Source organism: Actinoallomurus acanthiterrae (genome assembly GCF_054775715.1).
On record NZ_BAAHCO010000001.1, the window covers coordinates 3,463,953 to 3,482,392 of the forward strand.

The 18,440-nt window shown below is 70.7% G+C and carries 20 protein-coding genes; 9 read left to right on the top strand and 11 right to left on the bottom strand.

Features of this window, described 5'->3' with window-relative positions; translation table 11 throughout:
* The first annotated feature begins 18 nt into the window (after window positions 1–18).
* Window positions 19–3,234 carry a BTAD domain-containing putative transcriptional regulator gene (locus ACYVF7_RS16885; protein WP_460340866.1) on the top strand — a complete coding sequence of 1,072 codons (3,216 nt, stop codon included), beginning with the start codon at window positions 19–21 and terminating at the stop codon, window positions 3,232–3,234.
* A gap of 97 nt (window positions 3,235–3,331) precedes the next feature.
* Here ACYVF7_RS16885 and ACYVF7_RS16890 read toward each other — a convergent pair whose 3' ends face one another.
* Window positions 3,332–4,285 (bottom strand): Lrp/AsnC family transcriptional regulator, encoded by a 954-nt coding sequence (locus ACYVF7_RS16890; protein WP_460340868.1) that lies wholly within the window; start codon window positions 4,283–4,285, stop codon window positions 3,332–3,334.
* A gap of 25 nt (window positions 4,286–4,310) precedes the next feature.
* On the opposite strand from ACYVF7_RS16890, the gene ACYVF7_RS16895 reads away from it, so the two are divergent.
* A complete protein-coding gene (locus tag ACYVF7_RS16895) occupies window positions 4,311–4,553 on the top strand; it encodes a nitroreductase/quinone reductase family protein (RefSeq protein ID WP_460357958.1) in 243 nt (80 codons plus the stop codon).
* A gap of 57 nt (window positions 4,554–4,610) precedes the next feature.
* On the opposite strand, the gene ACYVF7_RS16900 is transcribed toward ACYVF7_RS16895, so the two are convergent.
* The 6 genes from ACYVF7_RS16900 to ACYVF7_RS16925 form a co-directional block, all read right to left on the bottom strand.
* Window positions 4,611–5,423 (bottom strand): ABC transporter permease, encoded by an 813-nt coding sequence (locus tag ACYVF7_RS16900; protein WP_460340870.1) that lies wholly within the window; start codon window positions 5,421–5,423, stop codon window positions 4,611–4,613.
* A complete protein-coding gene (locus tag ACYVF7_RS16905) occupies window positions 5,420–6,397 on the bottom strand; it encodes an ATP-binding cassette domain-containing protein (protein WP_460340872.1) in 978 nt (325 codons plus the stop codon). Before ACYVF7_RS16905 ends, ACYVF7_RS16900 begins: the two co-directional genes overlap by 4 nt.
* A gap of 111 nt (window positions 6,398–6,508) precedes the next feature.
* Window positions 6,509–7,501 (bottom strand): CDGSH iron-sulfur domain-containing protein, encoded by a 993-nt coding sequence (locus ACYVF7_RS16910; protein ID WP_460340874.1) that lies wholly within the window; start codon window positions 7,499–7,501, stop codon window positions 6,509–6,511.
* Window positions 7,498–8,313, bottom strand: a complete 816-nt coding sequence (locus ACYVF7_RS16915; protein ID WP_460340876.1) for a ferritin-like domain-containing protein — start codon at window positions 8,311–8,313, stop codon at window positions 7,498–7,500. The genes ACYVF7_RS16910 and ACYVF7_RS16915 overlap by 4 nt, the downstream gene beginning before the upstream one ends.
* Before the next feature lie 96 nt (window positions 8,314–8,409).
* Window positions 8,410–9,429, bottom strand: a complete 1,020-nt coding sequence (locus ACYVF7_RS16920; protein WP_460340879.1) for an LLM class flavin-dependent oxidoreductase — start codon at window positions 9,427–9,429, stop codon at window positions 8,410–8,412.
* A 61-nt stretch (window positions 9,430–9,490) separates the two neighbouring features.
* Complete coding sequence (locus tag ACYVF7_RS16925) at window positions 9,491–9,934, bottom strand: ATP-binding protein (protein WP_460340882.1); 444 nt, start codon at window positions 9,932–9,934, stop codon at window positions 9,491–9,493.
* 92 nt (window positions 9,935–10,026) lie between these two features.
* Here ACYVF7_RS16925 and ACYVF7_RS16930 point away from each other — a divergent pair, with 92 nt between their 5' ends.
* Both ACYVF7_RS16930 and ACYVF7_RS16935 read left to right on the top strand, forming a co-directional pair.
* Window positions 10,027–10,857, top strand: a complete 831-nt coding sequence (locus ACYVF7_RS16930; protein ID WP_460340885.1) for a helix-turn-helix domain-containing protein — start codon at window positions 10,027–10,029, stop codon at window positions 10,855–10,857.
* On the top strand, window positions 10,839–10,961 hold the full coding sequence (locus ACYVF7_RS16935) for a DUF397 domain-containing protein (RefSeq protein ID WP_460340889.1): 123 nt from the start codon (window positions 10,839–10,841) through the stop codon (window positions 10,959–10,961). The genes ACYVF7_RS16930 and ACYVF7_RS16935 overlap by 19 nt, the downstream gene beginning before the upstream one ends.
* Before the next feature lie 21 nt (window positions 10,962–10,982).
* On the opposite strand, the gene ACYVF7_RS16940 is transcribed toward ACYVF7_RS16935, so the two are convergent.
* On the bottom strand, window positions 10,983–11,384 hold the full coding sequence (locus tag ACYVF7_RS16940; protein WP_460340892.1) for a nuclear transport factor 2 family protein: 402 nt from the start codon (window positions 11,382–11,384) through the stop codon (window positions 10,983–10,985).
* 91 nt (window positions 11,385–11,475) lie between these two features.
* On the opposite strand from ACYVF7_RS16940, the gene ACYVF7_RS16945 reads away from it, so the two are divergent.
* Together ACYVF7_RS16945 and ACYVF7_RS16950 are read left to right on the top strand one after the other, a co-directional pair.
* A complete protein-coding gene (locus ACYVF7_RS16945; RefSeq protein ID WP_460340895.1) occupies window positions 11,476–12,057 on the top strand; it encodes a TetR/AcrR family transcriptional regulator in 582 nt (193 codons plus the stop codon).
* Between the two features lie 72 nt (window positions 12,058–12,129).
* Entirely contained in the window at window positions 12,130–12,735 is a 606-nt protein-coding gene (locus tag ACYVF7_RS16950; RefSeq protein WP_460340899.1) for a response regulator transcription factor, read from the top strand.
* Here ACYVF7_RS16950 and ACYVF7_RS16955 read toward each other — a convergent pair.
* The gene (locus ACYVF7_RS16955; RefSeq protein WP_460340902.1) at window positions 12,661–14,520 is read right to left on the bottom strand and encodes a sensor histidine kinase; all 1,860 of its coding nucleotides are present in this window, start codon (window positions 14,518–14,520) and stop codon (window positions 12,661–12,663) included. The two genes, ACYVF7_RS16950 and ACYVF7_RS16955, sit on opposite strands and share 75 nt — an antisense overlap.
* 201 nt (window positions 14,521–14,721) lie before the next feature.
* Between ACYVF7_RS16955 and ACYVF7_RS16960 the strand changes: the two genes are divergently transcribed.
* The 3 genes from ACYVF7_RS16960 (at window position 14,722) to ACYVF7_RS16970 (ending at window position 16,689) form a co-directional block, all read left to right on the top strand.
* Entirely contained in the window at window positions 14,722–15,126 is a 405-nt protein-coding gene (locus ACYVF7_RS16960) for a hypothetical protein (protein ID WP_460340905.1), read from the top strand.
* Window positions 15,127–15,134: 8 nt separating this feature from the next.
* Window positions 15,135–15,962, top strand: a complete 828-nt coding sequence (locus tag ACYVF7_RS16965) for an NAD(P)H-binding protein (RefSeq protein WP_460340908.1) — start codon at window positions 15,135–15,137, stop codon at window positions 15,960–15,962.
* Between the two features lie 97 nt (window positions 15,963–16,059).
* Window positions 16,060–16,689 carry a DUF1579 family protein gene (locus ACYVF7_RS16970; protein ID WP_460340911.1) on the top strand — a complete coding sequence of 210 codons (630 nt, stop codon included), beginning with the start codon at window positions 16,060–16,062 and terminating at the stop codon, window positions 16,687–16,689.
* Here the strand turns inward: ACYVF7_RS16970 and ACYVF7_RS16975 are convergent.
* Entirely contained in the window at window positions 16,668–17,726 is a 1,059-nt protein-coding gene (locus tag ACYVF7_RS16975; protein ID WP_460340914.1) for a sensor histidine kinase, read from the bottom strand. The genes ACYVF7_RS16970 and ACYVF7_RS16975 overlap by 22 nt on opposite strands.
* Window positions 17,723–18,424 (bottom strand): response regulator transcription factor, encoded by a 702-nt coding sequence (locus ACYVF7_RS16980; protein ID WP_460340917.1) that lies wholly within the window; start codon window positions 18,422–18,424, stop codon window positions 17,723–17,725. The genes ACYVF7_RS16975 and ACYVF7_RS16980 overlap by 4 nt, the downstream gene beginning before the upstream one ends.
* Window positions 18,425–18,440: the final 16 nt, after the last annotated feature.

Here is an 18,440-nt window from a genome sequence, read left to right on the forward strand (position 1 = left end):
ACAAGGGAGAATCGACCCGTGCGGATCTCGTTGCTGGGCCCCCTCGAGGTGACCGATGGCGCCGGCCGGCCGGTGGAGGTCGGCGGTGCCCGCCTGCGCACGCTGCTGATCCTGCTCGCGCTCGACGCCCCCCGCGTCGTGACGACCGACCGTCTGGTCGCCGGAGTGTGGGGCGGCGATCCCCCGGCCGGCGCCCCGAACGCGCTGCAGTCCCTGATCTCCCGGCTGCGCCGCGCGCTGCCCGACGCCGTGATCGAGTCCCACCCTTCCGGCTACCGGCTCGTCATCGACGACGAGGCGGTCGACCTGCGGCGCTTCGACCGGCTCGTCGCCCACGGACGCCGCCTCCTCGCCGACGACCCCGTCCGCGCGGCGGACGCTCTCGCCGAGGCCCTCGGCCTGTGGCGCGGTACGGCGCTGGCCGACGTCGCCGACGCCGACTTCGCCCAAGGACAGGTGTCCCGCCTCACCGAACAGCGTCTCGGCGCCATCGAGGACCACGCCGAGGCGCTGCTGCTGCTCGGCCGCGCCGACACCGCCGAGCTGGAGGCGCTGGTCGCCGCGCACCCGCTCCGCGAACGCCTGCGCGGGCAGTACATGCGAGCGCTGTCCGCCGCCGGCCGTCAGGCCGACGCGCTGGCCACGTTCGAGGACGCCCGCCGCACGCTCGCCGAGGAGCTCGGCGTGGATCCGTCGCCGGAGCTGCGGGCGGTCCACCTCGCCGTCCTCCGGGGCGAGCAGACCCCCGCCCGGTCGCGGGGCCGCAGCAACCTGCCGGCCCCGCTCACGAGCTTCATCGGCCGCGAAGAGGAGATCGAACGCGTCGGGAAGCTACTGGAGGAGAACCGCCTCGTCACCCTCACCGGCCCCGGCGGCGCCGGGAAGACCCGGCTGTCGATCGAGGCGGCCGCCCGCCTGACCGACCGCATGCCCGGCGGCGTCCGGCTGATCGAGCTCGCCCCCGTCGGCGACCCGGGCGAGGTGCCGCAGGCGCTACTGAGCACGCTGGGCCTGCGCGAGGCCGCCCTGACCGCGGGCCTACGCGGCGCGCCGCCCACCAGCGTCGAACCCGTCGAGCGGCTCGTCGCCGCGCTCGCCGACGAGCGACTGCTGATCGTGCTGGACAACTGCGAGCACCTGATCGACTCCTGCGCCCGCCTCGTGGACCGGGTGCTCGCCGGCTGCCCCGGCGTCCGCGTCCTGGCGACCAGCCGCGAGGCCATCGGCATCACCGGTGAGTGCCTCTGGCCGGTGCCGCCGCTCGCCTTCCCCTCGGAGGGCCCGTCCGGCGCCCACGGGCCCGGGTGCGTCGCCTCGCTCGAGGAGGCGTTCGAGTACCCCGCCGTCCGCCTGTTCGTCGAGCGGGGCACCGCCGTCCGCCCCGGCTTCACGGCCGAGACGGACCTGTCCGCGGTGCTCGCCATCTGCCGCCGTCTCGACGGCATGCCGCTCGCCATCGAGCTGGCCGCCGCCCGGCTCCGTACGATGACCGCCACCCAGGTCGCGGACCGTCTCGACGACCGGTTCCGCATCCTCACGGGCGGCAGCCGTACGGCGCTGCCGCGCCACCAGACCCTGCGGGCCGTCGTCGACTGGAGCTGGGATCTGCTCGACGACGCCGAGCGGACGCTGCTGCGGCGCATCTCGGTCTTCGCGGGGGGCGCGACCCTCGACAGCGTCGAGGAGGTGTGCGGCGGCGACGTGCTCGACGCGCTCACCGGTCTGGTCGAGAAGTCGCTCGTCAGCGTCGACGGGACGGGCCGGTACCGCGTCCTCGAGACGATCCGCGCGTACGGCGGCGAGCGGCTCGCCGAGGCGGGCGAGGCCACGAGGGTGCGGCGCGCGCACGCCCACCACTTCCTCCAACTGGCCGAGACGGCCGAGCCGTTGCTGCGAAGCCGGGAGCAACTGCGGTGGTTCGAACGCCTCACCGCCGAGTACGACAACCTGCATTCCGCCCTGCGCTGGGCCATCGAGGTTCAGGACGCCGCACTCGCCGTCCGCTACGTCGCCGCCCTCGGCTGGTCCTGGTTCCTGCGCGGGCAGCGCGTCGAGAGCAATCAGCTGACCCAGGACACGCTCGCGCTGCCGGGAAGGGCGCCCGCCCACGCCGTCGCCCTGGCCACCCTCTACTGGATGCTCGGGGCGATCGACAACGACTTCCTGACGCGGGACAGGGAGGCCATCGAGCGTCGGATCTCGGCCGCGCTGGAAAACTGCGCGGACCTTCCCCAGGAGGACCTGCACCCCATGGTCCGCCTCGCTCCGCTGGGTCTCCTGGCGTTCGACGGGCGGATCGACGAGGCGCTCGAGGGAATGAACCGCCTCGACGGCGTACGTGACCCGTGGCTCCGGGCGGCAGTTGACACGTTCCGCGCGCACTTCCTGATGAACCTCGGCCGCCTCGAGGGGGTCGAGGAGCTCTTCACGGGCGCGATCGAGGCCTTCCGGACGCTCGGGGAACGCTGGGGGACGTCGCTGACGCTGACCGGGCTCGCCGAGCTCGCGCTGTGGCGCGGCGACCCGATGTCGGCCAAGGCCCACATCGAAGAGGCCCTCCGCTGCTCACTGGAGCTGGGCAGCCCGGACGACTCCAGCCACCTGCGCGTGCGCCTGGCCGACGCGTACCGGGCACTCGGCGACGATGAGGCCGCCCAGGCCGAGCTGGAGGCCGCCCTGCGCGGCGCCGAACGCCGCGGGGACCAACGGGACCTCGCGCTGGTCCGCTACACGGCCGCCGGGGAGGCCCGGCGCCGCGGCGACCTGGCCGAGGCCCGGACCCTCCTGGAAGACGCCGTCACGCCCGCGTGGAGCGGCGGCCCGCCGCAGTTCGTCTCGATGATCCACACCCAGCTGGGCCTCATCCACGGGCTGGAGGGCGACCTCGACGCCGCGCTCGAGCGGCACGCCGAGGCGTTCCGGACCGCGTGGTTCGCCCAGGACGCGCCGGTCATCGGGCAGTCCCTCGTCGGCCTGGCCGACCACGCCGTCGCCGGCGGCGACCACGAGCGGGCGGCGACCCTCCTCGGTGCCGCCGTCGGCGTGCGCGGCACCGAGGACCGATCGCTGACGGACCCGCCCCGGATCGAGCGGGCCGCCCGCGAGGTCCTCGGTGACGAACGCTTCGACACGGCGTACGCGCGAGGCCGCGCGATGGGGGTCGAGGACGCCGCCGCCTACCTGGCGATCGAGCCGGAACCCCCGAAGTCGCGGCGCGCCGCAAGGGAGCGGTGAGGTCTGCGGAACGAAGCCGTTCCAGCCACGAGGGAGGTCGGCGAGGACTGAGAAGTACGGCGTCCGCCGCGTTTCCGGGCGGTTCCCGCGGCGGGGGTCACCCGAGGAGCGGCGGGCCCGCGCGCTTGACGGTGCGGATGATCGGCGCGGTCTCCATCGACCGGATCTCGTCGAGGGCGGCGACCCGCTCGGTGAGGTAGCGCGCCAGGTCCTGGGTGTCGCGGCAGCTGACCGCCGCGAGGAGATTGGTCGGGCCGGTCGTGAGCGCGGCGAACGAGACCTCCGGATGCCGCGCCAGCGCCTCGGCGGTCTCGACGGCCTTGGCCGGCCGGACGTTCATCCACAGCCGCGCCTCGGCCGGGAAGCCGACCACCGCGGGCGGGACGTCGAGCTGATAGCGGAGGACCCCGGCGCGGCGCAGCGCGGTCATCCGCCGCTTCACCGTGGACTCCGACCAGCCGGTCGCCGAGGTCAGCTCCGCGTACGACGCCCTGCCGTCACGGGCCAGCGCACCCAGCAGTGCCCGGTCCGCGTCGTCCAGGGTGATCGGGTCGCCGTCGGCCTCCACCGGATCGGGACGGAGCCGCTCGACCTGCTCCAGGCTGAGGCAGGCGAGCCCCGCCCAGCCGGTCGGGAGCGCGAAGCTCCCCAGCAGCAGATGGGCCGACACGGCGAGGACCCGGCTCGTACGCGGCAGCTTGTGCAGCAGCAGCGCCTCCTGCTCGTCGGCGCTGCGCGCCTGCACGTTGCAGGAGACCTCCGTGCCGCCCGACAGGAGGTACACCCATGAGGTGTCCTCCCGCGCGGCCAGCGCCTCGGCGACCCTGCTCGCCGCGTCCGGCGTGCAGCGCAGCCTGATCGTCCAGGGGACGTATCCGAGGCGGGCGCCGTCGACCATGCCCACCATCCGCAGCACGCCCTCGCCGCGCATCCGCCGGTAGCGGCGCGCCACGGTGTTCTCCGACACGCCGAGCACCTCGGCGATGGTACGGAACGGCGCCCGGCCGTCCAGATGCAGCGCGTGAATGAGCCCTCGGTCGACGGAATCCACCGCGACAGGCTAACGGCCTGGCGGCATCCATCGGTCGGCGTCTTTCCGCCGACGGCGCCTCGGCCGTGCCGATCCGAACGCCGTACGCTGTACGGACAGGTTCGCCGCGCGGGCCCGTACCGCGACGCCGGAGGAGAAGCCACGGCTCTGGCGGCTGATGACCTCGGTCTTCCCCCTGTACGACACCTATCAGGCCAAGTCGGATCGCGACATCCCGCTGGTGATCCTGGAGGACGTCACCCCGCGTGGAGAACCCGGGGACCGGTGAACCGATGACGCGCGAGCGCGGGCATCCGCAGTGCGGGGCCCGCGCTCGGGTCGGATCTCAGACACGGCGGCGCAGGGCACGCACCGCCAGGGGAGCGAAGACCACTGCGATGCCCACGGCCCACACCAAGGACTTCATCACGGGGGAGGCGACAGCACCACCGTTGATGAGGCCGCGGGTCGCGTCGGCCAGATGGGTGACCGGATTGACCTTGACCCAGGCCTGCAGCCAGCCCGGCATCGTGTCGACCCTCGCGAACGCGCTGCTCGTGAAGCTGAGCGGGAAGATCGTTGTGAAGCCGAAGATCATCACCTTGTCGGGCTCGCTGACCAGGACACCGATGAGCACCGCGATCCAGGAGAAGGCCAGGGCGAACGCCAGCAACAGCAGGAACGCCAGGAGCAGACCAACGATGTCCGTCTTGACGCGGAAGCCGATGAGCATGCCCACGGCGAGCAGGATCGCCATGGACCACGCCTGCTTGACCGTGTCGGCGACGATCCGGCCGGCCAGCGGCGCCATCCGCCCGATCGGCAGGCTCCGCAGCCGGTCGAAGACGCCCTTCGTGATGTCGGTGTTCAGCAGGAAGCCGGTGTTCATCGTGGCGAACATCGCGTTCTGCGCGATGATGCCGGGCAGCGCGAACTGCAGGTACTGCACCGGATGGCCACCGGCCATCTGGCCGCCGAAGACGTACGTGAACAGCAGCACGAACATGATCGGCTGGATGCTGAGATCGATCAGCTCCATCGGGTTGTGCTTGATCTGCACCAGGCTGCGCCAGGCGAGCGTCGCGGTGTGCCGCAGCGTCGCCGAGGGGCTGACGCGCCGGGACAGCGTACGGGGTGCGGTGAGGGTGGAGGCGGTCACGCCCGGCTCCCTTCGGTGACGAGTTCCGGAGTTTCATCGGTGCTCTCGGCGCGGTGGCCGGTCAGGACGAGGAAGACCTCGTCCAGCGTCGACCTGCGCAGGGACAGCTCGGCCACGACCACGCCGGCGTCGTCGAGGCGGCGGACGATGGTCGGCAGCACGGACGGGTCGGTCACCGGCGCGGTCACCAGATCGCCCTCGATCTGCATCCCTTCGCCCACCACGACGCTGACCAGCCCGGCGACCGTCTCGCGGTCCCGCTCGTCCACCGGCCGCACCTGGAGCACCTGCCCGCCGACCTGGTTCTTGAGCTGGTCGGGCGTCCCGTTGGCGATCACCTGGCCGTTGTCGATGACCGCGATGTCGTCCGCGAGCTGGTCGGCCTCCTCCAGGTACTGGGTGGTCAGCAGGACGGTCACGCCGTCGTCGACCAGGCCGCGGACGGTGTCCCACATGTTGCCGCGGGCGTGCGGGTCCAGGCCGGTGGTCGGCTCGTCGAGGAACAGCACCGACGGCCGCCCGACGAGACTGGCGGCCAGGTCGAGGCGGCGGCGCATGCCACCGGAGTAGGTCTTGGCCGCGCGGTCGCGGGCGTCCCACAGCTCGAACCGTTCGAGCAGCTCCGCCGCCCGCGCCTTGGACTCGGCGCGGGACAGGTCCAGCAGCCGGCCGATCATGACGAGGTTCTCCGTGCCGGTCAGCATCTCGTCGACCGAGGCGTACTGCCCGGTGAGGCCGATGAGCTGGCGGACCTGGTGGGCCTCCCGGACGACGTCGTGGCCGTCGACGAGCGCGTGGCCCTCGTCGGGCCGCAGCAGGGTGGCGAGGATGCGGACGGCGGTGGTCTTGCCCGCCCCGTTCGGGCCGAGCACGCCGAGGACGGTGCCGGCGCGGGCCGTGAGGTCCACACCGTTCAGGGCGACCGTCTCGCCGAACCGCTTCACCAGGCCCTCTGCCTGGATCGCGTAAGTCATGGAGTCTTCTCCCCGTGAGGTACATGAAGTGATGACCTCACTGTCGCGAATCGTCCTGACATTCCGCGCACATCGGCCTGAGACGCCCTGATAGCCCGCTGAGATACCTGATCACGGAACCGTGCCATCGGCCGGCTCAGTTGCCGGGCCCGGCTGTTCCTCGCGGAAGCCGATCTTTCGATGGGTTCCGTCGCACAGCGGTTTGCCGGCGGAATGGCCGCAGCGGCACAGTGTCATCCTGTTCCGGGTCTCCAGTGGCCGTCCGTCCGCGCGCTGGACGGGCAGGCCGCCGGTGACCCACAGCGCGCTGGCCAGGCCGTCCTCTTCCTCGAGGACGGAGATGGCTGGTGGGAGGTCGGGCTCGACCGAATCGCCGCCGCGTCGCAGGGCGTAGCTGTACGACCCGGAGGGGCAGCGTTCGATGCGGCCCATGATGTTGGAGCGGACGTCGCTGTCCTGGGTGTCGGCGAGCATCTCGGCGATGGGCTGGGTGCGTCCGATGCAGAACGCGGCGTGGACGCAGAGTTCGCCGACCCGCTGGGCCGAGATGCCCACCCCGTCGTGCACGTGCTGGAGTTCCTCGTACGGCCGGACATCGGCGGCCTCGGTGCCGTCGAACCCGACCCGGGCGTGCGTCCCGTCGCAGAACGGCTTGGCGGACGACTGGCCGCAGCGGCACAGCGCATAGGTGTCCTCGGTGGCCGGCGTCTCGCCCGTCTGCCAGGTCAGCGCGGCGTTGTTCTCGGCGGCGACGATCTTGCGTTTGCGCCTGAGCGGAACTCCGCCGTACACGAGGTACGGGCCGTCGGGGAGCACGACGATCCGCTGCCGGTCGTCGCCGCTCCACCGGCGGTGCTCGGGCGGGACGTACTCGAAGGTGGGGCCGGCCGTCATGCCCTCGCCGTCGGGCATCCGCATCAGGGCCTGCGCCTGCGCCTTGAGCCGGTACATGGTGGCGGTGGCGACCGCGAGCAGCCTCGGGCTGCCGTTGAACGCCTGCTCCAGCAGATGCAGGAGGGTGCAGTAGGTCTGGTCGAACTCCTCCTGGGCCGTGCGGATCGCGCTGCCTGGAGCGTGATCGGCGAGTTGCGGGTTGGGCCTCATCGGGAGGACGCCGAGGAGATCCACGGTGACCGTCTCACCGGTGGGCCCGGACCGCGGGGTGTCGCCGCGCCGGTAGCGCCGGCGGCTCTGAGCTCCTGGAAGCGGTAGTAGTGGGCGACCTCGTCCCGGTCGGGGTGGTGGACGTCCGGGTCCCCGTCCCAGACCGCGCCGCGCGACGTGCCCTCGCCCTCCTCGACGATCTCCTCCAGCGCGGTCAGCGCCGAGGCCAGGTCGGTGACGGCGATCATCCGGCCGGCGGTGTGCCGGAAGTGCCCGGCGTGCACCTGGCGAGCCGGATCGCCGCGGAAGACCTCCCGCTCGCCGAGCCGGTCGCACAGATGGCGCAACCCGTCTTCGATCGCGTCGTAGAACTGCCCGATCGTCTCGTAGCCGTCGCCCTCCGCCGGGGCGCCGGGCGGTGCGGGCTGTTCGAGCCGGAGGAACATGTCGAGTGCCTCCGCGCCGAACGGGAGCAGCGACAGTCGCAGCGAGGGGTCACCGTGCGGCAGCCGGCGGGGATGCGGTGGCAGCATCCGCGGCGAGTCCAACCGCGGGCGCCCACCGACGGCGTTGAGCAGGTTCGCGGCCAGCGTCAGGTGGAGCATCTCTTCGATGAAGACGCCGGCCACCGCCTCGACGGCTTCGGGATTGCGTTCCGGGTCGAGCGAGTAGAGCGCGCACAGGTACGGCGGCAAGGTCGCGTGTTCGAGCTCGATCGCCCACTGCAGGTGCTCGAGGAGGTCGTCGATGGTGGCGATCCGCCTGGTCGTGGCGGCGGCAACCGCATCCTGTTTCTGTACGGGGTGATTCAAGGGTGTCTCGCTTCGGCGGTCGAAAGGGGCGGTCGCCAGCTAAGACCGGACAACCCGCGGGCCTGTGACAGCTCCGCCGGCCGCGAAGCCGTGGGTTCAGACGCTCGGGCTCCATCCGAGTGCCGGGCCGAGCCTGGTGGCCATGTCCGTGAGGATCTGGACGTAGTCCTCGGGCTCGAAGGCGAACGGCAGCGCGAAGGCGACCTCGTCGACCTCGCGGAACGCGGGGTGCGCGTACAGCCGTTCGGCGATCTCGGAGGAGGTGCCGACGAGGTCGGGCGCGAACATCATCCGAGCCGGCCCCTGCGGAGCCGCCGTGCGCGGTGTCCGTTTCCGCGCGTACTCCTCGTACTTCGCGCGCTGCTCCGGCGTCGCGGTGTCGGTGGGGATGACGACGAGCCCCTGAGAGACGCGGGCACGGTCGCCGTCGGGGTGGTGCGAGCGGAACGCCCGGATGTGGGAGAGCTGGATCTCGGCGAAGTCCTCGGACTCCTCGGCCTTCACCACGCTGCTGGTCAGGAGGTTCATGCCGTTCTCACCGGCCCACCGCGCCGACCGCAGACTCCCGCCGCCGTACCACATTCGGCCGGCGAGGCCGGGCGAGTGCGGCTCGACCCGATCGGAGAAGACCTCGAAGCCCTCCGTACCGCTGAACCGGGTCGCCGGTTCCCCGCGTACGAAGTCGAGCAGCCGCCGCACGCGATCGTAACCGAAGTCCTCGGCGTCGGCGGTGTCGGGATACAGCGCCTGCTTGACCTGGTCGTAGTGCATGGGCGGACCCACACTGACGCCGGGGTTGAGGCGCCCGCCGGAGAGGATGTCCACCGTCGCCAGGTCTTCGGCCAGCCGCAGCGGATTCTCCCAGCCCACGGGGATGACGGCGGTGCCCAGTTCGATCCGGCTGGTGCGCTGCGAGGCCGCCGCGAGGACGGCGACCGGGGACGAGATGCCGTACTGCAGATGGCGGTGGCGCACCCAGGCGCTGTCGAATCCGAGCCGTTCACCCAGCTCGATGACGCCCAGCGTCGACTCGTGGCCCGGGCCGGGATCGGCTCCGTCGAACAACCCGATGGTCAGGAAACCGAGCTTTCGCAACGGCCGCGCGGTCGTCGGCACAGCGACCCTCCTGATTTCACGGAAATGCTTCGTCTTGGGCCGCACCGATTGTCGCAGGCGGCTACCGGGGCGGCGCGGGCCTCGGCGGCCACGCCGCCAGTTCGACGTACACGGACTTGCCCCGTGCGAGTAGCTGCCAGCCGAGCCGGTCGGCGAGCGTTTCGGCGAGCAGCAGCCCCCGGCCGTTCTCCTCCATCAGCCCGCCGTGCCGTACGCGGGGGAGTGCCGGGTTGGCGTCATGGACCTCGATCCGCAGCCGGTCACCGTCGCGTGACACGACGAGGCGCAGGTTCGTGCCGAGCCGGTCGCGGGCGTGCTTCGACGCGTTGGCGACCAGCTCACAGACCAGCAGCTCGGCCCGGTCGGCGACCGCCGCGGCGCCCCAGGCGCAGGCGACGGCCTTGACGATCCGGCGCGCCGCCGACGCGGACTCCGGGGCATTGATGAGGCGTACGTCGGCCAGCAGCACACCGCTGACGTCACCCGGTAGAGCACACCGTGTCACGACTTCCTCCGTCGGTTGTGGATTACCGAGGACAGACTGTCGCGACGTGATTACGCTGCGGAGGTATTCCGGTTTCACGATCGAGGTGCCGCATGCCCCCACCCCGCAAGCTCGACGCCTTCTCCTCGCTCGGCGCGTTCTTCGGCGCGGAAGTGCGTCGCCTGCGCGAGCGGAACGACTGGACGCTCGACGAGCTCGCCCACAAGCTCGGCTGGGCACTGTCCACCGTCGCCAGCGTCGAGACCGCCCGCCGCAACCCGCCGGACGGTTTCCCCGAGCGCGCCGACACCCTGTTCGCCCTGCCGGACATGCTCACCCGCCTCGCCGAGCTCGTACGCTCCGCGCCCCGCTGGTTCGAGCACTACGTCGAGCTGGAGTCCCAGGCCAACAAGGTCAGCATCTGGGCCAACAGCCTCGTCCCCGGCCTCTTCCAGACCGAGGCGTACGCCCGCGCCATCATCCGAGCCGCCCAGCCCCTGGCCGACGAGGCGACGGTCGAAGCCGGAGTCGCCGACCGCCTGAGGCGGCAGTCGATCCTCCAGCGACCCGACCCGCCCTCGGTCTGGGTCGTCTTGCACGAGACGGCCGTGAAGCAGCCGGTCGGCGATGTCACGGTCACGCGAGAGCAGCTCAAGCGGCTAGTCGAGATCGCGCGCCTGCCCTTCGTGCACATACAGGTGCTCCCTATCGCGACGGCTGAGATCGCAGGGTGCACCGGGCCGTTTACGGTCTTCGACTTCGCGGATGAGCCCTCGGTGGCCTTCGCGGAAGGGCGGCGGGTCGGGCGGTTGATCGACCAGAGGGGGGAGCTTTCGGAGGTGTCGCTGGCTTACGATCAATTGCGAGCGGCGGCACTGTCGCCGGAGGCATCGATCGGGATGATCGTCGGAGCGATGGGTCAGATATGGATCGACCGAACCTGATCAACACCGTGTGGCGCAAGTCGAGCCGTAGCGGAGAAGCCCAATCAAGCTGCGTTGAGGTCACCGTGGTCTGGCAACCAGAGATGCCGACCAGCTTCGAGTAATCGAAGAACGGCCTGCGGCTTTTACTTGCCCAGGGGAGTCCTTCGGGCGAGCACCTTTCGGTGGCTGATGCGCCAGCCCTGATCCACGCGTACGACGGTGTCTTCATAGATGACGCTTCCGCTCCTGCCGTCGGCGTAGATGCCGATGCCTTTGGAGCGGGCGTGTATTCGGCCGTCGGCCTGCTCGCTGAGGACGATGTTCGTGACGTGGTGGCCGACCGGGTTCCGGTCACCCAGGGCGCGGCCGGCGTCGGCGCAGGCCGCCACCCCTCTCAAGGGCTCCTGCCCGAAATCGGTGACGTCGTAGACGACGTCGACGGTGAACACCTCGTCGAAACGGTCGAGTTCTCCGCTGTCGCACAGGTGTCCGTGCATCGCGATCAGCTCGGTGATGACGAACCGATCTTCGCAGGTGAGGGCCATCAGGATCCTTTGTTCGTTCGATGATGTGGGGAGCTCCCCGTTTCACGTACGATAAGTGGGGAACTCCCCATTTCGCAACGAGGAGACGAGGATGGCGGATCCGGGTGAGTCGGCGGCATCGCGGCGACCGCGCAGGACGGACGCGGCCAGGAACGCCGGGCTACTGCTCGCGGCGGCGAGAGAGCTGTTCGACGAGCGTGGGCCCGACGTGCCGTTGGACGACGTGGCTCGCCGGGCGGGGGTCGGCAACGCGACGCTCTACCGGCATTTTCCGACCCGGCGCGACCTGATCGTGGCGGTGTACGCGGACGAGGTCACGGCCCTCTGCGAGCAGGGTGCCGCCCTGCTCGAGGCTGAATCGGCGGGGGAGGCCCTGTTCGCCTGGCTCGACGACTTCGTCGTCCATGTCGCCACCAAGCGCGCCCTGGCACTCGCCGGGACCGACAACAGCGACGAGCGCCGTACCGAGCTGTTCGATGACTGGCACCGGTCCATGCGTGCGGCCGCGGAGAAGCTCCTCTCCCGAGCCCAACGGGCCGCTGCCGTGGACCCCGACCTCGGCGTGGACGACCTGCTCGCTCTGACGAGCGCGGCCGCCATCGCTGCCACCGGCGAGGACCATGCGCGGCGGCTTCTCCGGACCATGCGCCATGGCTTCTCAGCCGCGACGTGATCTTGGGACGGCTATCCTCCGGGAAGGCGTATCGTCCGCGTTCGGCGGGTGGGGTGGCTGCTCGGAGACAACATGATCAGAGTTCTCATCGCGGAGGACATGACCATCCTTCGCGAAGCGCTGGTCGAGTTGTTGTCGCTGGAGTGCGACCTCGAGGTAGTGGCCGAGGTGGCCGCGGGCGGGGAGATCGTTCCCGCCGCGCTGGACCGCCGGCCCGACGTGGCCGTGATCGACATCGGTCTGCCCGGCCTGGACGGCATCTCGGCGGCGGCCGAGCTGCGTGAGCGGTTGCCCGAGTGCCGCGTCGTCATCCTCACGGCGATCACCAAGCCGGGCACACTGCGCAGCGCGCTCGGCGCCCACGTCGACGCGTTCGTCGCCAAGGACATCCGCCCGGCGGACCTCGCGGCCGCGATCCGTACCGTCGCCGCCGGCGGGCGTGTGGTGGACCCCGTGCTGGCCATGGCCGCGTTGCAGGCACCGGAGAGCCCGCTCACGCAACGGGAGACCGAGGTGCTGCGCATGTCGGCGACCGGCGCCCATCCTACGGAGATCGCCGCACGGCTCTTCCTGACGTACGGAACCGTCCGTAACTACCTCAGCTCAGCCGTCGTCAAGCTGGGCGCTCGGAACCGGGTCGACGCCATCCGGATCGCCACGGAGTCCGAGTGGATCTGACCGGAACTCGGCGACCACCTCGAACAGGCCGCCCGGCCGGTGCCCGGCCGTCAGGCGGCCGCCGGTCCGCTGCGTCAGGTTGGCGAGCCCGGATCTGGTTCGTGCCGCCCCGGACGGAGCCTCGATCAGGGCCGCTTCCTCGTCTTGCGCGACGAGGCCGGCGCCGTCGTTGACGACGCGCAGCCGTACGCCCTCATCGGTCTCCGAGATGGTGATCTCGCACGTCCGGGCCTGGCTGTGCCGCAGGACGTTGGTGATGGTCTCGCGGAGGACGGCGGCCAGGGCGGTGTCGACCTCGGCCGGCAGCTCCGGGATCTCCACGTGTGCCGTCGTCTCGACACCGGCCGATTCCAGCATCCGGCGGGCCGCGGTGAGCTCGGCCGTCAGCCTGAGCTCGACCCGGTCGACGACGATGGCGTCCAGCTCCGTCGCCGTCCGTTCCACCGTCGCGATGAGGGAGGCGAGCTCGGTCCTGGCCCGCTCCGGTGCTGTGTCCAGCAGGCGTTCCACCACCTCGCCCTTGAGGGCGACGGCGGAAAGGCTGTAGCCGAGAACGTCGTGCAGGTCGCGGGCGATCCGGGTCCGCTCCCGCCGTACCGCCGCCTCGGCGAGGTCATGACGGGCACGTTCGAGCACGGCGGCGAGCTCGGTGAGGCGTCCCAGCGAGTACACCAGCCACATGAGCATGACGTGCCCGCCGATGAGGGTGAGGTCGTTGGCCGTGGTGCTTCCGGTTTCGTGGCGGAGCAACGCCAGATGCGCGGTCAGGATGAGGCCGACGATCCCCCAGGAGAAGGGTGGGCGTACTCGGAGAAGTATCGAGCCGGAGAGGTAGCTCAGTACCCGGTCCCACGTGGGGTGGATGAGAAAGATCGGCAGCACGATCAGCAAGGACTGAGCGAGGAATCTGGCCCGGGTCCACGGCAGTGCCTGCAGGACGACGATCGCGCCGAGGCCGAGCACGGCGAACGTGAGCTTCAGCGGACCGACGTGACTGAGCGAGTGCTGCTCGTAGGAGGAGATGTTCGTCAGGACGAGTACGCACTGGATGATCAGTACGGCGAGCAGGACGCGCCGTGCCAGGCGTGGTGACTCGACCGGCGCCGGAGGCTCGGGAAGAGGACCGACACGGTAGGCGCCGGCCGTGGCCCGTACCTCGGCCAGCGTCCGGCGGGCGAGCTCCGTCGCCTCGCGTACGTCGAGCCGGGCCTCCGGAGGGTCCTCCCGCGCGGCCTTCCGCATCCGGAACACGATCGCCTGGAGTTTGCCGCCCAGAGCGTCCCGCAGCTCACCGTCCAGTCGCAGCCGCTCCCGGATCAGCGCCAGCCTGGCGAGCTCTTCCTCGGCGGCGGACAGCCGTTCCACGGTTCCCACCAGCGCGGCCACGCTGAACACGATCAGGCCGTCGTCCGCGATGACGATCATGAGGAAGATCGAGCCGTGGACACCGGTCCCGGTCAGCGCGGCGGTCAGGCCGGCCGCGCCCACGATCAGCACGAACAGCGGCCACGCCCAGCGCGCGGGCAGCACGCAGAGCACGCCCGCGGCCACGGTCCACGGCATCCAGTCCCACTGCCACCCGACGATCGGGAACGGGACGAGGTAGAGCAGCACGAGGCAGGCCAGCAGTCCGTAGCGACCGGCCGGACCGCGACGCAGCGCCAGAAGCGCGATCAGCGGCGGGTACGAGGCGGTGGCGAGCAGCACGCCGAGTGGCCGCCAGCCGTCGTCGATCCCGCCCGCGACCCGGATGGCGAAGAGGATGCCGAGGGACACCCAGAGCATGCCCCGGGCCGGCCGTAGCGACAGATGATCGGGAGTCCGCTCCGCAGATCTCCCCGAGAGCCATGACAAATGCACCCCCGACAGATGACAGGGACACTATCGGGACTTACGGGGCTGCTGCGAGCATCCGATCGTGAAAGAACGATCACTTCATGCGACGGGAATGGTCGCATCGCACGCGGCGAATGGCGAGGACGTCTGATGGAGCCGGCCGAGGTCCTGCCGATCGTGTCGCTCCTGGCCATCGTCACGGTCGAGTTCGGTGGTCACGCGCTGCTGAGGTTCATCACCACCGACCGCGACAAGCTGGGCGAGCTGCGCGAACGCTTCTTCCGTGCCGGGCACGCGCACGCCGGGGTTCTGCTGGTGCTGACGCTGGTCTATTTCCTCTACCTGCCCCGAGCCCGATACTCCGACGGCCTGGAATGGACGTTCGGCGCGATCCTGCTGGCCGGAGTGCTGGCCCAGTCGGGCGGGTTCTTCGTCCACCTCGGAGTCGGCCAGGCGGGCGCCCGCTCCTTCGGCACGACGCTGACCCGTGTCGGCGCCCTGCTGATCGCCGTCGCGCTCATCGCGCTCTCGGCCGGACTCATCCGAGAACTCTAGGAGAGACGATGTTCCTGGTCACAGGCGCGACCGGCAATGTCGGCGCAGAAGTCATCCGCGCGCTGCTCCGGATGGACGCACCGGTGCGCGCACTGGTCCGCAGGCCGGACGCCCCACTGCCGGATGGCGTCCGTCCCGCCCTCGGCGACCTCAACGAACCCGGCACTCTGACCGCGGCACTCGAGGACGTCCACGGCATGTTCCTCCTGCCCGGATACGCCGACATGCCAGGGCTGCTGTCCCGAGCCCGCGAAGCGGGCGTACGACACGTGGTGCTGCTGTCCGGCGGATCGGCCGCCTTGGAGGACATGAGCAACGCGATCTCCCGCTACATGACACTGTCCGAACGGGCCGTGCGCGACTCGGGACTGTCATGGACGTTCTTGCGTCCACGCGCGTTCATGTCGAACGTGCTGCGCTGGACGCCGCAACTTCGGGCGGGAGACACGGTGCGCGTGCCGTTCCCGAAGGTATCGACCGCATGCGTCGATCCACAGGACATCGCAGCCGTCGCCGCGCCGGCACTCACCGGCAGCGGCCACGAGGGCCGCGTCTACGAACTGACCGGCCCGGAGTCGCTGCTGCCCGCCGACCAGATCGCCATCCTGGCCAAGGTGCTCGGCCGCGACCTGCGCTGCGTGGGACTGTCGGACGAGGAGACGCGCGTCGAGATGGAACAGAGCATGCCGACCGCGTACGTCGACGCCTTCTTCCGCTTCTATGTCGACGGCATCCTCGACGAGTCGACCATCCATCCGGATGTCCAAAGGGTCACCAGCCGCCCGCCCCGCACCTTCGAGCAATGGGCGACGGCCCACGCCGAAGCCTTCCACTGACCGGCCGCGGTCCACGCGGCCGGGCGGCTTGCCGTCCTACCGCCGTCGGACCCTCGGCCGGCGTTCCCCTCCTCCCAACCGACGCACGGAGTCCAGTGTGATCAAGAAGATGTCACTTACGGCTGCGGCGGCCGCCCTCGCCGTCAGTCTGACCGGCGTGGCGGGCGCGTCCGTCCAGCACCGGCCCGCCGCGCCGGCCTCGGCCTCGCCCGCCGACAACCTCAACCCGGGCCCGTACCAGCGCGCCCTGAACCCGCTGGTCGGCACCTGGAAGGCCGTCAAGACCAACTACATCCTCGGCGGCGGCAAACCGATCGTCTCCCGCGACATCACCGTCACCACCCGCTGGATCACCAAGACCGGCGGCCGCTTCCTACAAGAGCAAACCGAAGGAACCCTCGGCGGAAACCGCTACTACCGCCTCGGAGTCCTCGGCTTCTCCAACATCGACCGCCGATACGAGTGGACCACCTTCGACAGCGTCACCCCCACCGCCATGACCTACCGCGGCAACCCCGTCACCACGATCTCCTCCGTGCTGTCCATCCCCGGACAGTTCACCGACCCCGGCGTGCTCGGCCCCGAATACCTCGGCAAGACCATCCCCATGCGCACCGTCATCACCATCGGCAGCCACGGCCACCACACCTTCGACCTCTACTTCACCCCACCCGGCCAGCACGAACGCCTCGTCGACCACGTCGTCTACACCCGAAAAATCAAATAAGGCAGGGTGATCCAGACGTCGGCTCCGCCGTCCGGGTGGTTGGCGGCTCCGTAGGTGCCGCCGGCGGCGCGGGCGATGGCGGCGGTGATGGCCAGGCCGAGCCCGGTTCCCATCCCGGTGCGGGCCCGGTCGGCCTGGGTGAACCGGTCGAAGGCGTGCGCCAGGAACTCGGGTGGGAAGCCGGGGCCGTCGTCGCGTACGTGGACGGCCACCTGGTCGCCGTCGCCGTGAGCGGTGATCTGGATGCGGCCGTGGCCGTGCCGGAGGGCGTTGTGGGCCAGGTTCGTCACGGCGCGCTCGAGGCGGTCCTCATCGACGAGGAGGGCCAGATCGGCGGGGCAGTCGACGGTGATCTTCCGCTCTGGCGCCGTGGCGGCGAGGCGGTCGGCGATCCGGTGCAGCAGCGGTGCGACACGTACCCGCCTGATATCGGGGCGGGTGCGATCGGTGCGCGCCAGCAGGAGGAGGTCTTCGGTGAGCCGGACCAGCCGTACGGTCTCCTCGTGCGCCGAGGCCAGGGCGGCGCGGAGATCGGCGGCGTCGCGGGGGCGGCGCAGTGCCAGTTCGATCTCGGCCTGCAGCATGCTGATCGGGGTCCGGAGTTCGTGGCCGGCGTCGGCGACGAACCGTCGTTCACGATCGAGCGCGGCCTGCAGTCGGGCGAGCATCTCGTTGAGAGTCAGCGCGAGGCGGGCGATCTCATCCCGGCCGGCCGGTACGTCCAGACGCTGGCCGGGGGTGTCTTCGGTGACCGAAGCGGCTTGGGCGCGCATGCGCTCGACGGGCCGGAGCGCGGCGCCGGTGAGCAGGTACGCGCCGATGGTGGCGATGACGAACACGATCGGCAGGGACGTCAGCAGCTCACGCCGCAGATCGTCCAGCGCCTCGTGCTGGGCGGCGAGGCGGGCCGGGGTGCCGTACTCGCGTTCGGATTCCCCGAACCGGGACACGGTGATGTCGCCGGCACCGGTGAGGACTAGTGCCATCACCGCGGCGAAGACCGCGGTCAGGCGCAGCCGCAGTGGCACACGGTTCATGGCGCGGGCGCCAAGGCGGTGTGCCCGCCGTCGCGGCGCAGCCGGTAGCCGGCCCCACGGACGGTCTCGATCGCATTCGTTCCGAACGGGCGGTCGATCTTGTCGCGCAGCGATTTGATGTGGGCGTCGACGACGTTGGAGTACGGGCTGGTAGCCAGGTCCCAGCAGTGCTCGATCAGCATCTCGCGGGTCAGCACGATGCCCGGACGGCGCATCAGTGCTTCCAGCAGCGCGTACTCCTTTCCGGTCACGGTGATCTCAGACTCCCCCCGCCGCACGGTGCGGGTGGCCGGATCCAGGCGCAGGTCCCCGGCCTCGAGCACGACGGGCCGTTCGGCCGGGCCACGGCGGATCAGTGCCCGCAGGCGGGCGAGCAGTTCGTCCAGGCTGAAGGGCTTGGTCAGATAGTCATCGGCACCGCCGTCCAGGCCTCGGACACGGTCGGCGACCGCGTCGCGGGCGGTCAGCATCAGCACCGGGACCCATGCCCCGTTACGTCGCAGTTCCGCGCAGACGCTGAAGCCGTCCGACCTGGGCAGCATGACATCCAGCACGACGGCGTCGAAGGCGACCACCGCGGCAAGGCCCAGAGCCTCGAGCCCATCGGCGGCCACGTCGACGGCGTAGCCCTCCTCGGCGAACGCCCGGCGCAACAGCGCTCGCATCTTCGGCTCGTCTTCCACGACCAGGATCCGCATTGCTGCCCCTCCACGT